The 13,648-nt window shown below is 74.6% G+C and carries 13 protein-coding genes; 4 read left to right on the forward strand and 9 right to left on the reverse strand.

Annotated elements, in window-relative coordinates; genetic code table 11:
* Positions 1–252 precede the first annotated feature (252 nt).
* Positions 253–2,865, forward strand: a complete 2,613-nt coding sequence (locus D7318_RS34095) for an SCO5717 family growth-regulating ATPase (RefSeq protein WP_120698673.1) — start codon at positions 253–255, stop codon at positions 2,863–2,865.
* Positions 2,866–2,896: 31 nt separating this feature from the next.
* Here the strand turns inward: D7318_RS34095 and D7318_RS21020 are convergent, their stop codons facing one another.
* The 8 genes from D7318_RS21020 to rimP form a co-directional block, all read right to left on the reverse strand.
* A complete protein-coding gene (locus tag D7318_RS21020; protein WP_120698674.1) occupies positions 2,897–3,841 on the reverse strand; it encodes a bifunctional riboflavin kinase/FAD synthetase in 945 nt (314 codons plus the stop codon).
* Between the two features lie 93 nt (positions 3,842–3,934).
* Positions 3,935–4,828, reverse strand: a complete 894-nt coding sequence (truB, locus tag D7318_RS21025) for a tRNA pseudouridine(55) synthase TruB (RefSeq protein WP_120698675.1) — start codon at positions 4,826–4,828, stop codon at positions 3,935–3,937.
* A gap of 7 nt (positions 4,829–4,835) precedes the next feature.
* On the reverse strand, positions 4,836–5,306 hold the full coding sequence (rbfA, locus tag D7318_RS21030) for a 30S ribosome-binding factor RbfA (RefSeq protein WP_120698676.1): 471 nt from the start codon (positions 5,304–5,306) through the stop codon (positions 4,836–4,838).
* Positions 5,307–5,389: 83 nt separating this feature from the next.
* Complete coding sequence (locus D7318_RS21035) at positions 5,390–5,686, reverse strand: DUF503 domain-containing protein (protein ID WP_120698677.1); 297 nt, start codon at positions 5,684–5,686, stop codon at positions 5,390–5,392.
* A gap of 75 nt (positions 5,687–5,761) precedes the next feature.
* Positions 5,762–8,791 carry a translation initiation factor IF-2 gene (infB, locus tag D7318_RS21040; protein ID WP_120698678.1) on the reverse strand — a complete coding sequence of 1,010 codons (3,030 nt, stop codon included), beginning with the start codon at positions 8,789–8,791 and terminating at the stop codon, positions 5,762–5,764.
* Positions 8,792–8,943: 152 nt separating this feature from the next.
* Entirely contained in the window at positions 8,944–9,228 is a 285-nt protein-coding gene (locus D7318_RS21045; RefSeq protein WP_120698679.1) for a YlxR family protein, read from the reverse strand.
* A gap of 115 nt (positions 9,229–9,343) precedes the next feature.
* Complete coding sequence (nusA, locus tag D7318_RS21050; RefSeq protein ID WP_120698680.1) at positions 9,344–10,393, reverse strand: transcription termination factor NusA; 1,050 nt, start codon at positions 10,391–10,393, stop codon at positions 9,344–9,346.
* Between the two features lie 2 nt (positions 10,394–10,395).
* Complete coding sequence (rimP, locus tag D7318_RS21055) at positions 10,396–10,902, reverse strand: ribosome maturation factor RimP (protein WP_120698681.1); 507 nt, start codon at positions 10,900–10,902, stop codon at positions 10,396–10,398.
* 302 nt (positions 10,903–11,204) lie between these two features.
* Here rimP and D7318_RS21060 point away from each other — a divergent pair, with 302 nt between their 5' ends.
* From D7318_RS21060 to D7318_RS21070, 3 genes are read left to right on the forward strand one after another with little or no spacing between them, the layout of a single operon-like run.
* On the forward strand, positions 11,205–11,669 hold the full coding sequence (locus D7318_RS21060) for a hypothetical protein (protein WP_230423942.1): 465 nt from the start codon (positions 11,205–11,207) through the stop codon (positions 11,667–11,669).
* Positions 11,666–12,112 (forward strand): ferritin-like domain-containing protein, encoded by a 447-nt coding sequence (locus tag D7318_RS21065; RefSeq protein ID WP_120698683.1) that lies wholly within the window; start codon positions 11,666–11,668, stop codon positions 12,110–12,112. Before D7318_RS21060 ends, D7318_RS21065 begins: the two co-directional genes overlap by 4 nt.
* 1 nt (position 12,113) lies before the next feature.
* On the forward strand, positions 12,114–13,019 hold the full coding sequence (locus D7318_RS21070) for an aminoglycoside phosphotransferase family protein (protein WP_120698684.1): 906 nt from the start codon (positions 12,114–12,116) through the stop codon (positions 13,017–13,019).
* Positions 13,020–13,029: 10 nt separating this feature from the next.
* On the opposite strand, the gene D7318_RS21075 is transcribed toward D7318_RS21070, so the two are convergent.
* Positions 13,030–13,596: a GNAT family N-acetyltransferase gene (locus tag D7318_RS21075; RefSeq protein ID WP_120698685.1), complete on the reverse strand. Its 567-nt coding sequence runs from the start codon at positions 13,594–13,596 to the stop codon at positions 13,030–13,032.
* Positions 13,597–13,648: the final 52 nt, after the last annotated feature.

A 13,648-nucleotide genomic window follows, 5' to 3' on the forward strand; every position in this document is an offset into this window, starting at 1 on the left:
GAATACCGTGGAGTACACGCTCCCTCGCGGCGTTCCATTTTGGCGTGGTTTATCGGGACTTGGGGGACGGTGGGCGCGGGCAGGGCTAGGGGAGTTCGGCGGTGACGATTAGGGTGAGGGTGGGCATGGCACAACTGCCGTAAGCAATGACCTGAGCCGTATCGGGGGAACCGCACGGGGGAGTCCGCCCGTCATCCGCCGCGCGGGCCGAAAGACGCGGATCAGGAAGCAATACCACGAGCGGGAGGCGTCGTGAACAGCGATCGGGATGGGCTTCGCACCGCGGGGGAGACCGCCGGTGACGAACGCTCCGATGACGGACTCCTCGCGGAGGAGGAGTCGGAGAACACCGGGCAGTTCACCGTCGACTACACACCGCCCGCCTGGTATTCCGGTGGCGCCCCCGCGCCCGGCGGCCACGCCGCGGACGGGCCGGGGGAAGAGCCCGCCGACGCGGCGCCCGGCGACCTGGTGAGCGGCGACACGATGCAGATCTCGGCCGCGGCCGTGCGCAAGGCGGTGGCTCACTCGGAGCCACCGGCCCCTTCCGCGCCCCAGGGCGCGCCCGGGCCCGCGCGCGACGAGGGCCCCGAGCCCGTGCGGGACGCCACGCCCGCCGCCGCGCCGTCGCCCGCCGCCCCGCCGCAGACCCCGCCCGCCGCGGGCCTGCCGGGCGGACTGCCCCCGCTGCCCCCCGACTTCAGGCTCGAGCCACCGGCGCCCAGCGCCCCGCCCGCCGCGCCCCCCGGCTTCCCGCCCGCCCCTTCGGCGCCCGCGGCCGAGCCCGCCGACGCGGCGCCGGTGCGGCGCGAGGTTCCGCACGAGGTCAAGGTCGAGTTCGCCAGGCCCGCCTCCGAGCCCGAGATCGAGGTGGAGGACAGCGTCCCCGAGGCGCCGCCCGAGGACGCGCCGCGCGACGCCGCGACCCCCGAGGTGAAGGGGCCGCCCGCCCCGCCGCTCGGCCTGTCGCTGCCCCCGGTGCCCTCGGCGCCCACGCCCCCGGCGTCGCCCGTCCCGCCCGCCGAGCCGGTGCCCGCCGCCCAGGGCCAGGACACCCCCGAGCCCGCCGCGGCCCCGCCGCCCGTCGTGGGCCCTCCCCCCGTCGTGGGACCGCCCCCCGTCGTGGGACCGCCCCCGGTCGTGGGACCGCCCCCGGTCGTCGGACCGCCGCCCGTGGTGACCCCGCAGGGCGCGGCCCAGCCGTTCCCGCCGAAGGACGAGCCCCCGGCGGCCCAGCCCCCGGCGACCCCGCCGCCCGCCGCGCCCTCGCCGGTGCAGTGGCCCGCGGCCCCGCCCCGTTCGCCCCAGCAGCACACGCAGATCGCGGGCCCGCCGACGTCGGCGCCGTTCCCCTCGCCCGCCGCGGGCACGCCGTTCACCCCGCCGCAGCCCCAGCCGCAGCCCCCGCCCCAGCCGCAGCCCCCGCCCCAGCCGCAGGCTCCGCAGGCGCAGCAGCCGACGCCGTTCCCCGCGCAACAGCAGCCCGCGCCCGGCCCGTTCACCCCGCCGCAGCCGCAGCCCAACCCCGCGCTGCCGCAGCCGTTCCAGCCGCAGCAGGGCGCGGCGCTCCCCGCGCCGTACACGCCCCCGCAGCAGCAGCACCCGTCCCAGCCCCAGCCCCCACAGCAGCCCGGCGGCTGGCAGGACCAGCAGCAACAGCAACAACAGCAACAGCAGTACGGCAGCCAGATGCAGCCCGGCGCCCTCGGCTACAGCGCCTCGGTCGACCTCTCCTCCGACCGGCTGCTCCAGGACAAGCGCCGCAACAAAGTGCGCTCCCAGCCCGCGAGCAGGCCGAGCGGCCGCTTCCGCATCGGCGGCAAGTCCGCCGACGCCGAGCGCCAGCGCAAGCTCGAGCTGATCCGCACCCCGGTGCTCTCGTGCTACCGCATCGCCGTCATCAGCCTCAAGGGGGGCGTCGGCAAGACCACCACGACCACGGCCCTGGGCGCCACGCTCGCCAGCGAGCGCCAGGACAAGGTCATCGCGATCGACGCCAACCCCGACGCGGGCACGCTCGGCCGCCGGGTGCGCCGCGAGACCGGCGCCACCATCCGCGACCTGGTGGGCGCGATCCCCTACCTCAACAGCTACATGGACATCCGCAGGTTCACGTCACAGGCCCCATCGGGTCTCGAGATCCTGGCCAACGACGTGGACCCGGCGATCTCCACGACGTTCAACGACGAGGACTACCGCCGCGTCATCGACGTGCTCGGCAAGCAGTACCCCATCCTCCTCACCGACTCCGGCACCGGCCTGCTGTACAGCGCCATGCGCGGCGTCCTCGACCTGGCCCACCAGCTGATCATCGTCTCCACCCCGTCCGTGGACGGCGCGAGCAGCGCCAGCACGACGCTCGACTGGCTGGCCGCGCACGGCTACGGCGACCTCGTCCGGCGCAGCGTCACCGTGATCTCCGGGGTGCGGGAGACCGGCAAGATGGTCAAGGTCGACGACATCGTGGCCCACTTCAGGACCCGCTGCCGCGGCGTCGTCGTCGCCCCCTTCGACGAACACCTCGCCGCGGGCGCCGAGTTGGACCTCGACCTGATGCGGCCCCGGACCCGGCAGGCGTACTTCGACCTGGCCGCGCTGATCTCGGAGGACTTCGTCAGGGTTCAGCAGGAGCAGGGCCTGTGGACGCAGGACGGCGGCATGCCCCCGCACATGGCACCCCCGCTGCCGGGCCAGCAGGGCCACCCCGGCCAGCCGCCGCAGGGCTATGGCTACCCCCAGCAGCCCCAGCAGCCGCCGCCCCCGCAGCAGCCGAGCTACGGCTATCCGCAGCAGCCCCCACCCCAGCAGCCGTACGGCGGCTACCCTCAGCAGCCCGGCCCCTGGCAGCCGCCGCCCCAGCAGTAGGGCCGCACCCCCGCCCGCACCGGCGGGGGTGTCAGCCCTCGTTCGTCCGCTCGCGCACCACGCGCAGGTCGTCGGCGATCCGCGCGAGCAGCCCGTCGAGCGAGTCGAACGTCTCCTGGCCCCTGACGAACGAGCCGAACTCGATCGCCGCCCACTGCCCGTACAGATCCAGGTCGTTCCGGTCGAGCGCGTGCCCCTCGACCGTCCGCACCTTCCCGTTGAAGTGCGGGTTCGTCCCGACCGAGACGGCCGCGGGCATCCGTTCCCCCGCCGCGATCAGCCAGCCCGCGTACACGCCGTCCGCGGGGATCGCCGAGTGCGGCACCGTGTCGATGTTCGCGGTGGGGATCCCCAACTCCCGCCCCCGGCGCGCCCCGTGCACCACGGTGCCCTCGACCCGGTGCGGGCGGCCCAGCACCTCGGCGGCGCCCACCACGTCGCCCTCGCCGATCAGCCGCCGCGCCAGCGACGAGGAGAACGCCTCGCCCTCGCCCGCCGTGCCCCGCTCGTACAGGTCGACGACCTCCACCTCGAAGCCATAGGTCCCGCCCAGCTCGGCCAGCGTCCCGACCGTCCCCGCGGCCTTGTTCCCGAAGCGGAACGTCGGCCCCTCCACCACCACCCGCGCGTGCAGCTTCTCCACCAGCACCTTCACCACGAAGTCGGCGGGCGACAGCTGCGAGAACTCCTTGGTGAACGACAGCACGAGCACCGCGTCCACCCCCAGCCCCTCGAACAGCTCCGCCCGCCGCGGATGCGGCGCGAGCAGCGGCGGATGGGTCCCCGGCCTGGTGACCTCCTTGGGGTGCGGGTCGAAGGTGACCACGACCGAGGGCACCCCCGACTCCCTGGCGCGCGCCACCGCCCGCCCGATAATCACCTGATGCCCCCGGTGCACGCCGTCGTACGAACCGATGGTGACGACGCCGCGCCCCCAGTCCTCGGGGATGTCCGCCATGTCACGCCAGCGCTGCACCGTTCGCTCCTCGCCGTCTCACTCTCGCCACCTGCCGATCAACGGTACCCGCCGGGGCTCCCGCGGCAGGCGGGCGGTCGACCCCGCGGCCGCTCAGGCGAAGACGGCCAGGCTGCGCGCCCGTTCGTCCGCCGCCTCGATCAGCGCGATGAACCGCTCCTCGGGCCCGAACACCGCGACGGGCCCTGGCGGCAGCGGGGGAGTGGGGATCCGCGCGCCGTTGCCCAGCAGGGTCGCCTGCCGATCGTCCACGTCCCAGCGGGGGAACGCCGCCGCCGCGGCCTCGCCCAGCGGCAGCACCGTCAGCTCCTCCCGCAGCCGCTCGAGCGTGTGCGCCGCGCCCAGGTCGTAGGGGCCGACCCGCGTCCTGCGCAACGCCGTCAGATGGCCCCCGGTGCCGAGGGCCGCGCCCAGGTCGCGGGCCAGCGCCCTGATGTAGGTGCCGGACGAGCACACGACCGACACCGGCAGGTCGAGCACGGCCGTGCCGTCCTCCGCGGTCGCCCCCGCGATGTCGCCGACCGTGAACTCCCGCACGATGACGGGCCGGGCGGGGATCTCCACGTCCTCGCCCGCCCGCACCCTGCGGTAGGAGCGCTTGCCGTCGATCTTCACTGCGCTGACCTTGGCGGGCACCTGCATGATGTCGCCCGTGAGCCCGGCCACGGCCGCGTCGACCGCGGCCCGCTCGACGCCCGTGGCCCCCGCGCCCGCGGTGACCTCGCCCTCGGCGTCGTCGGTCACCGTGGTCTGGCCGAGCCGGATCGTTCCGGTGTACTCCTTCTCGGTCAGCGCCAGATGCCCGAGCAGCCGGGTGGCCCGGCCGAGGCCGAGCAGCAGCACCCCGGTGGCCATGGGGTCGAGCGTCCCCGCGTGCCCCACCCGGCGGGTGCGCGCGATGCCGCGCATCACGGCGACCACGTCGTGCGAGGTGAAACCGGCGGGCTTGTCGACGACCACGAGCCCGTCAGCGGTGCTGCCGCCCATCCGTCGATCAGTCCCTGTCCCGGCCGTCCGCGGCCCCGCCGTCGTCGTCCGCGTCGTCCTCCTTGACGTGGTACGGGTCCGCGCCACCGGCGTACTCGGCGCCCGTCGAGGCCCGCCTGACCTCCTCGTCCCGCTCCCGCGCCCGGCTGAACAGGTCGTCCAGGTTCCGCGTGGTCTCGGGGAGCGCGTCGGGGACGAACTCCAGGCTCGGCGTGTGCTTCACGCCCGCCGCCGCGCCCACCGCCGAGCGCAGCACGCCCTTGGCGCTGCGCAGCCCGGCGGCCACATCCTCGCGGTCGGACTCGTCGCCGTACACCGTGTAGAAGACGGTCGCCTCCCGCAGGTCCCCGGTGACCCGGGTGTCGGTGATGGTCACCCGCGTGCCGAGCCGGGGGTCCTTGATGTCCCGGTGCAGCTTCTCGGCGACCACCTCGCGGATGAGGTCCGCCAGCCTCTTGGCCCGTGCCTTGTCGGCCACTGGTCCGTCTCCTTGTTCGAGCGGTGTTCTGAGCGGTGTTCTGAGCGGTGTTCTGAGTGGTGTCGGTACTCGGCGCCGTCGCGCTACTCGTCGTGCTCGCCGTGGACGCGGCGCCGCACGGACAGCAGCTCCACCTCGGGGCGGGCGGCGACCCAGCGTTCACACCGGTCCAGGATCTCGGTCAGGTGCCCGGCGTCCCCCGACACCAGGGCCAGCCCGATCTCGGCGCGCCGATGCAGGTCCTGCGCGCCCACCTCGGCGACGCTGACGGCGTATTTACGTTGCAGCTCCGCCACGATCGGCCGCACCACGGAGCGCTTCTGCTTGAGCGAGTGCACATCCCCGAGCAGCAGGTCGAAGGACAACGTCCCGGTATACATGCGGGTGATCGTAACGGGAGCGGCCGGGGCCGATCGACGGGGTTTCCCCCGGCCGACCGGCCCCGGCCGGCTGTGTCACACGCGGGGCTTCTCCCGCATCTCGAAGGTCGCGATGACGTCGTCGACCTTGATGTCGTTGAAGTTCCCGAGGTTGATACCGCCCTCGAACCCTTCGCGGATCTCGGTCACGTCGTCCTTGAAGCGGCGCAGCCCCTCGATCGTGAGGTTGTCCGCCACGACCTTGCCGTCGCGCAGCACGCGGGCCTTCGTGTTCCGCCTGACCTCGCCGGAGCGGATGAGCACACCCGCGATGTTCCCGAGCTTGGAGGAGCGGAAGACCTCGCGGATCTCCGCGGTGCCGAGCTCGACCTCCTCGTACTCCGGCTTCAGCAGGCCCTTCAGGGCCGCCTCGATCTCCTCGATCGCCTGGTAGATGACCGAGTAGTACCGGACGTCCACGCCCTCGCGCTCGGCCGCCTGCGTGGCACGCCCCTCGGCGCGCACGTTGAAGCCGATGACGATGGCGTCGGAGCCCGCCGCGAGGTCGATGTCGGTCTCGGTGACCGCGCCGACGCCGCGGTGCAGGACCCGCAGGTCGACGCCGTCGCCGACGTCGAGCTGGAGCAGCGAGGACTCCAGGGCCTCGACCGAACCGGACGCGTCGCCCTTGAGGATGAGGTTGAGCTGCTGCACCTCGCCCGCCTTGAGCACCTTGTCCAGGTCCTCGAGCGAGACCCTGCGGGTCCGCTTGGCGAACGCGGCGTTCCGCTCGCGGGCGGCGCGCTTCTCGGCGATCTGCCGCGCGGTGCGGTCCTCGCCGACCACCAGGAAGTTGTCCCCGGCACCCGGCACGTTGGTCAGACCCTGCACCAGGACGGGCGTCGAAGGCCCGGCCTCCGTGAGGTTCCGGCCGGCGTCGTCCAGCATCGCCCGCACGCGGCCGTGGGCGTCGCCCACCACCATCGTGTCGCCGACCCGCAGCGTGCCGCGCTGCACCAGCACGGTGGCCACGGCGCCGCGGCCGCGGTCGAGATGCGCCTCGATCGCGATGCCCTGGGCGTCCTGGCGGGGGTTGGCCCGCAGGTCGAGCGAGGCGTCCGCGGTCAGGATGACGGCCTCGAGCAGCCCCTCGATGTTGGTGCCCTGGCGCGCGGAGATGTCGACGAACATCGTGTCGCCGCCGTACTCCTCGGCCACAAGACCGTACTCGGTGAGCTGGCCGCGCACCTTGGTCGGGTCGGCGCCCTCGACGTCGATCTTGTTGACGGCGACGACGATCGGCACGTCGGCGGCCTTGGCGTGGTTGAGCGCCTCGACCGTCTGCGGCATCACGCCGTCGTTGGCCGCCACCACGAGGATCGCGATGTCGGTCGACTTCGCACCGCGGGCCCGCATGGCGGTGAACGCCTGGTGACCCGGGGTGTCGATGAAGGTGATCGCGCGGTCCTCGCCGTTGACGTCGATCGACACCTGGTAGGCGCCGATGTGCTGGGTGATGCCGCCGGCCTCGCCCTCGATGACGTTGGTCTTGCGGATCGCGTCGAGCAGGCGCGTCTTGCCGTGGTCGACATGGCCCATGACGGTGACGACCGGCGGCCGCGAGGCCAGGGCCTCCTCGCCGCCCTCGTCCTCGCCGAACTCGATGTCGAACGACTCGAGCAGCTCGCGGTCCTCCTCCTCGGGGCTGACGATCTGAACCGTGTAGTTCATCTCGTCGCCCAGGAGCTGGAGCGTCTCGTCGGAGACCGACTGCGTCGCCGTGACCATCTCGCCCAGGTTGAACATCACCTGGACGAGCGAGGCCGGGTTGGCGTTGATCTTCTCGGCGAAGTCGGTCAGGGACGCGCCGCGGGAGAGCCTGATGGTCTCGCCCTTGCCGCGCGGCAGCATCACGCCGCCGATCGACGGGGCCTGCATGGCCTCGTACTCCTGGCGCCGCTGCCGCTTCGACTTCCGCCCACGCCGCGCGGGACCGCCGGGACGCCCGAACGCGCCCTGCGTGCCACCGCGGCCACCGGGACCGCCGGGACGGCCACCGCCACCGGGGCCGCCGCCGAAGCCACCAGGGCGACCGGCGCCGCCGAAGCCGCCACCGCCGCCGGGACGCGTACCGGTGCCGGGACGGCCGCCGCCGCCGAAGCCGCCACCGCCGCCCCCACCGGGACGCGGGCCACCGCGGCCGCTGAAGCCGCCGCCACCGCCGCCGGGACGCGGACCGCCGCCGCCCCCGCCGGGACGGCCACCGCCACCGGGGCCGCCGCCGGGACGCCCGCCGGCCGGCGGACGCTGCGGCATCATGCCGGGGTTCGGGCGGTTACCGCCGGGACCGGGGCGCGGACCCGCGGGGCCACCCTGCGGACGCGGCATGTTCCCCGGAGTGGCGCGACCGCCACCCGGGGCCTGCGGACGGGGACCGGGGCGGTCCTGACCGCCACCGGGCCGGGGCCCGGGACGCTCCTGGCCGCCGGGGCGCGGCCCAGGACCGGGGCGCGGCGCCTGCTGCGGGCGCGCCATGCCGGTCGAACCGCTGGTCGTGAAGGGGTTGTTGCCCGGGCGCGGGCCCGCGGGCCTGCCACCGGGCTTGGGGGCGTTCGGCTTGGCGGGCGCGGGCTTCGGCGCGCCGCCACCGCCCGGCTTGGGCCCCGCGGGGCGCGCGCCGGGGCGCGGCGCCTGCTGGCCCCCGCCGCCACCGGACCGCGGGGCGGCCTGGCGCTGCGGAGCCGGCGCCTCGGCGGCGTCGGCGGGCGCGCTGAACTCGGGAGCCGCGGGAGCGGCGGGACCCGGCCTGGCACCGGGCTTGGGGGTGGGACGTGGCGCGCCCGGCTTCGGGGCGGCGCCACCGGGGCGCGGCGCGCCCGGCTTGGCGGTCACGGCGCCCGGCTTGGGCGCCGGGGGGCGCGGAGAGGGGGCGCCCGGCCTGGCCGACCTGCGGCCACCACTGCCGTTCCCCGTGCTGAACGCATCCGTCAGCTTGCGTACTACGGGCGCCTCGATCGTCGAGGACGCCGAACGGACGAATTCACCAAGTTCTTGGAGCTTGGCCATGACGACCTTGCTCTCTACCCCAAGCTCCTTGGCGAGCTCGTATACCCGGACCTTAGCCACTTCGCTCCTTTACGGTCCGGGGTCGGTCGTCCGCCGGACCTTCGCTACTTCACGGGCGTACTCATCGCGTACTCATCGAGTGCTCATCGCAATCTCGACCTACTTCCGACTCGCGAGGTACCTGGCCGCGCGGACCGTCCGCGCGGCACTTCTTACGTCTTACGGTCTGTCTGGCCGACCACCTGTCGCAGCTCTCCGGTGTCAAGCGGCCCCTGGACCCGCAGGGCCCGGGGAAACGCCCGACGCCGTACCGCCAGCTCCAGGCAGGCCGGTGTGGGATGCAGATACGCACCCCGACCGGGCAGCGTACCCCGATGATCGGGGACACAGCGATCCTCGATCACCACCACACGCAGCAACCCCGGTCGGGCTGCGCGCTGGCGGCACCCCACACAGGTGCGCTCAGGGCAGGCCTGGGCCCGTGTCCGGCCAGACACTTACGATTCTACCTCCCCGCGTGCCCGGCCCCGAGGGCGGGCTCACGCCACAGTTCCCCAACGCCACGCGCGCCGACGGCATTCCCGCGCCATCGCGCCACACCCCGCCCCGGCCTCATCCGGTGGGCTGCTCGCTCGGCTCCGTGTCCGGCCTGATGTCGATGCGCCAGCCGGTGAGCCGGGCGGCGAGGCGGGCGTTCTGCCCCTCCTTGCCGATGGCGAGCGAGAGCTGGTAGTCGGGCACGGTCACCCGCGCCGACCTGGCCATCTGGTCGACCACGTCCACCTTGGTGACCCGGGCGGGGGACAGCGCGTTGGCCACCAGCTCGGCCGGGTCGTCCGACCAGTCGACGATGTCGATCTTCTCGCCGTGCAGCTCGGCCATCACGCTGCGCACCCGGCCGCCCATGGGCCCGATGCAGGCGCCCTTCGCGTTGAGCCCGGGGCGCAGCGAGCGCACCGCGATCTTGGTCCTGTGCCCGGCCTCGCGGGCGATCGCCGCGATCTCCACGGACCCGTCCGCGATCTCAGGGACCTCGAGCTCGAACAGCTTCTTGACCAGATTGGGATGTGTGCGTGACAACGTGACCGAGGGGCCGCGCGCCCCCTTCACCACCCGCACCACGTACGAGCGCAGGCGTGCGCCGTGCGGATAGCTCTCGCCCGGCACCTGTTCCTGCGGCGGCAGGATGGCCTCGAGCCTGCCGATGTCCACCAGCACGCTCTTGGGGTCCCGGCCCTGCTGCACGATCCCGGCGACCACGTCGCCCTCGCGCCCGGCGTACTCGCCGAACGTGATGTCCTCCTCGGCGTCCCGCAGCCGCTGGAGGATGACCTGCTTCGCCGTGGTGGCGGCGATCCGCCCGAAGCCCCGCGGGGTGTCGTCGAACTCCCGGGGCTTCACCGGCTCCGAGTCCTCACCCGAGCCGTTCGGCTCGGCGCCCTCGGCCGGGGCGCGCAGCTCGGCCAGCTCTTCGGCGTCCTCGCGGGCCCACACCGTCACATGCCCGGTGGTGCGGTCGAGCACGACCCGCGCCTGGCGCCTGCTGCCCTCGGTGCGGTGGTACGCGATGAGCAGGGCCGACTCGATGGCCTCCACCAGCACGTCGAAGGAGATCTCCTTCTCCCGTACGAGCGCCTGAAGGGCCTTCATGTCGATGTCCACGGCTACGCCTCCTTGGTGCTCTCGTCGCCGGCTGGCCTGCGGCTGAACTCGACCTCGACGCGCGCCGACGCGACGTCGGCGAGGTCGACCCGGCGAGCCGTGCCCTTGCGGCCTTTCTCCCCTGGGATCTCGAGATCAAGCCCGGTGTCGTCCACGGCGACCAGCCGCGCGGCCAGCTCGCCGCCCCCGGTGAGCCGCAGCCGCACCAGCCGCCCCACCGAACGCAGGTAGTGCCGGGGCTCCGTCAGCGGGCGCTCAGCGCCTGGCGAGGTCACCTCGAGCACATAGGGGGCGCCGCCCATGAGGTCGCCCTCGTCCAGCGCCTCGGACGCGGCACGGCTCAGCTCGGCGCAGGCGTCGAGGCCCACGCCCTCGTCGGTGTCCACCACGATCTGGAGAACGCGCCGCCGCCCGGCCGGCGTGATCTTCACGTCCTCGAGGTTCATCCCACGCTTGGCGGCCAGCGGCTCAAGCAGCTCCCGCAGCCTGTCGATCTGGGTGGTGCTCATCCGGGTGACTCCTCGGCCGCGTCTGCTGTTGTCCCGATGCCTTTCGCGCGTGTCGGCGCGTCCGGCCAACAGCCTATCGCCTGTGGCACGGTACGCCGACCGACCGGAAGGGCGGGGCTGGCGCGCCGGGGGCGGGGTGGCGCCGGGATGGGCGGAGCGCACAGGTACGCTCACGGGGCGGTGATCTCTTCCGACCGCCCGCGCGGCTCAGGGCCCGGGGCGCGGAGTCCGCCGCACACGCCCACGGCCCACCGCGAGAAGGGGAAGTGCGGGGAACCATGTCTCCTGCCGTGCCCTCTACCGTGTCCCGACGTTCCCTGCTGACCGGCATCGTCCTGGTCGGCGCCCTGACCGGATGCACCTCGGGCGGCGACGAGGCGGCCGGTCGGGCCGCCGCCGCGAGCAGCAGAGGGCTGCGCCGCCGCGTGGCGAGGGACAGCACCGCTCTCCTGGCGCGTTACGACGCCACCGTCTCGGCGCACCCTTCGCTCGCCGGCGCGCTGACGCCGTTCCGCGAGGTCGTCACCGCCCATGTCACCGCGCTCGACGAGCCGGGCGAGGCCACGACCGGCGTCGCGGGCGCGGCCCCCGAGGTGCCCGCCAGGCAGGACCGCGCGATCGCCGCGCTCGTCGAGGCCGAGCGCCGCGCCGCCGATGAGCGGCTGGCCGCGCTGGCCGACGCCCCACCCGAGCTCGCCCGGCTGCTCGCCTCCCTGGCCGCCGCGGGCGAGGTCCAGGCCCACCTCCTGAACGAGGTACGCCCATGAGCGAGACACCGTCCCAGCTGGACGCCGCGCAGGCCGCGCTCGCCGCCGAGCACGCCGCCGTCTACGGCTACGGCGTGGTCGGCGGCCGCATCGGCGACGACCGGGGGCGCGAGGCCCGTGAGGCGCACGACGCGCACCTGGCCCGCCGCGACGCCCTGCACCGCACCGTTCGCGACCTCGGCGGCTCGCCGGTCGCCGCGGCCGCCGGATACGCCCTGCCGTTCGAGGTGACCGACAGCGCAAGCGCCGTGGAGCTGGCCGTCGAGCTCGAGACCCGGCTGGCGGGCGCCTACGCGGACCTCGTGCTGGCCGGTGCGGGCGACGTCCGCCGCGACGCCGCCGACGCGCTGCGCGACGCGGCGGTGCGCGCCGCCCGCTGGCGCGGCCACGGCGAGCCGTTCCCGGGGCTCACCGAGTACGCGGAGCGGGAGGGGACCGGCTGACATGGCGGCCCCCGTGCACCATCCCAAGCCCCCGCCGCGGCTGGTCCGCGCCCAGGAGGCGGCCGCGGGCGGGTGGCTGGCCGAGCTGCCCGCGCTCGTCGACGACGTCTGCGCGCGCTGGGGGCTGACGGCCGAGCGGGTCGTGGAGCCGGGCGGCCGCAGCAGCATGACCGTGCTGGTCACCGCCGCCGACGGCGGGCGCGCGGCGTTGAAGATATCCCCGCCCGACGGCTCGGCCGCCATCGAGGAGGCCGCGTTGCGCCGCTGGAACGGCCTGGGCGCCGTCCGGGTGCTGCGGTCGGCGCCCGAGTCGGGGGCGCTGCTCCTCGAACGGCTGCGTGGCGAGACCTCGTTGCGCTCGCTCCCCGACGCCAAGGCCATGCTCGAGGCCGTCTCCGCGGTCCGGCGGCTGTGGGTGGACCCGGGGGAGCACCACCCGTTCCCGACCGTGGGGGAGCGGACCGCGGCCCAGGCCGCGCTGCTGCGCGCCGCCGCCGACGACGAGACGGGACCCCTGGTCGACGAGGCCCTGCGGCACCACGGGGAGCTGACGGCCGCGCCGGGCGAACGGCTGCTGCTGCACGGCGACTTCCGCCAGGGCATCGTGCTGGCCTCGGACGCGGAACGCTCCCCCTGGCTCGCCGTCGGGCCCGAGCCGCTGGTCGGCGAGCGGGCCTACGACCTGGCCAGGCTGGTCCGCGACCGCCTGCACGACCTGGTGGCCTCCCCCGGCGCCGCCGCGATCACCCGCCGCAGGGTGACGCGCCTGGCCGAGTCGGTGGACCTCGACCCCGACCGGCTGCGCGCCTGGTCCCACTTCCGCGCGGTGGAGTCGGCGCTGCGCAACCTCGACCAGGGCCGGGCGGCCGACGCGGAGATGCTCCTGGAGTTCGCCACCTGGCTGTGAGCCCGGCCGGTCAGCGGCGCAGCGGCAGGGGGGCGCCCATCACGGCGTAGGGGCAGGGCGCCGAGGGGAACAGGACCCGGCGGGCGAGATCCTGGTAGCCCAGCTTGTGGTAGAGCGCGCGGGCCGGGCTTTCGGTGTCGATGGCCGAGAGGATCGAACGCGGCTCGGTGGCCCCGTCGGTGAGGGTCGTGATCAACCGACGGCCTATCCCGCGGTGCTGGAACTCCGGCAGCACGTGCAGCTCGGTGATGGCGAACGAGTCGTCGAGCCACGCGTCGTTGCCCGTCCGCCGCAGATACGGCTCGACCACGGTGGACCACCACTGCGCGCGGTCGTTGGGCATGCCGTAGACGAAGCCGACGAGTCGGCCCCGGCCGACCGTGGCGCCCAGGGCGCGGGCGCCGGGGCTGGCCAGGTGGCGGAGCACGATGTGGCGGCGCACCCCGACCTCCTCGGCGCTGAGCCCGAACGCCGCCGCCTGCACGGCCAGCGCCTCGTCCACCCGGGCCGCGAGATCGAGCGGACCGATGGCGATGTCCCGGGCGTCGGGGAGGGCCCCACCGGCGGATGCTGTCATGCGGGGAGGCTAACGCGCCGCGCCGACGAAGTCGCGCCCGGTACCGCGAATG

It is taken from the genome of Streptomyces radicis, from assembly GCF_003626575.1.
Lineage (GTDB): Bacteria > Actinomycetota > Actinomycetes > Streptomycetales > Streptomycetaceae > Streptomyces > Streptomyces radicis.

Excerpts from the sequence above, each read along its gene's own strand:
- D7318_RS21065 (WP_120698683.1), top strand. The coding sequence starts at position 11,666 with ATGAGCGAGACACCGTCCCAGCTGGACGCCGCGCAGGCCGCGCTCGCC.
- rimP (WP_120698681.1), bottom strand. The coding sequence starts at position 10,902 with ATGAGCACCACCCAGATCGACAGGCTGCGGGAGCTGCTTGAGCCGCTG.
- truB (WP_120698675.1), bottom strand. The coding sequence starts at position 4,828 with ATGGGCGGCAGCACCGCTGACGGGCTCGTGGTCGTCGACAAGCCCGCC.
- D7318_RS21075 (WP_120698685.1), bottom strand. The coding sequence starts at position 13,596 with ATGACAGCATCCGCCGGTGGGGCCCTCCCCGACGCCCGGGACATCGCC.
- D7318_RS21035 (WP_120698677.1), bottom strand. The coding sequence starts at position 5,686 with ATGTATACCGGGACGTTGTCCTTCGACCTGCTGCTCGGGGATGTGCAC.
- D7318_RS21070 (WP_120698684.1), top strand. The coding sequence starts at position 12,114 with ATGGCGGCCCCCGTGCACCATCCCAAGCCCCCGCCGCGGCTGGTCCGC.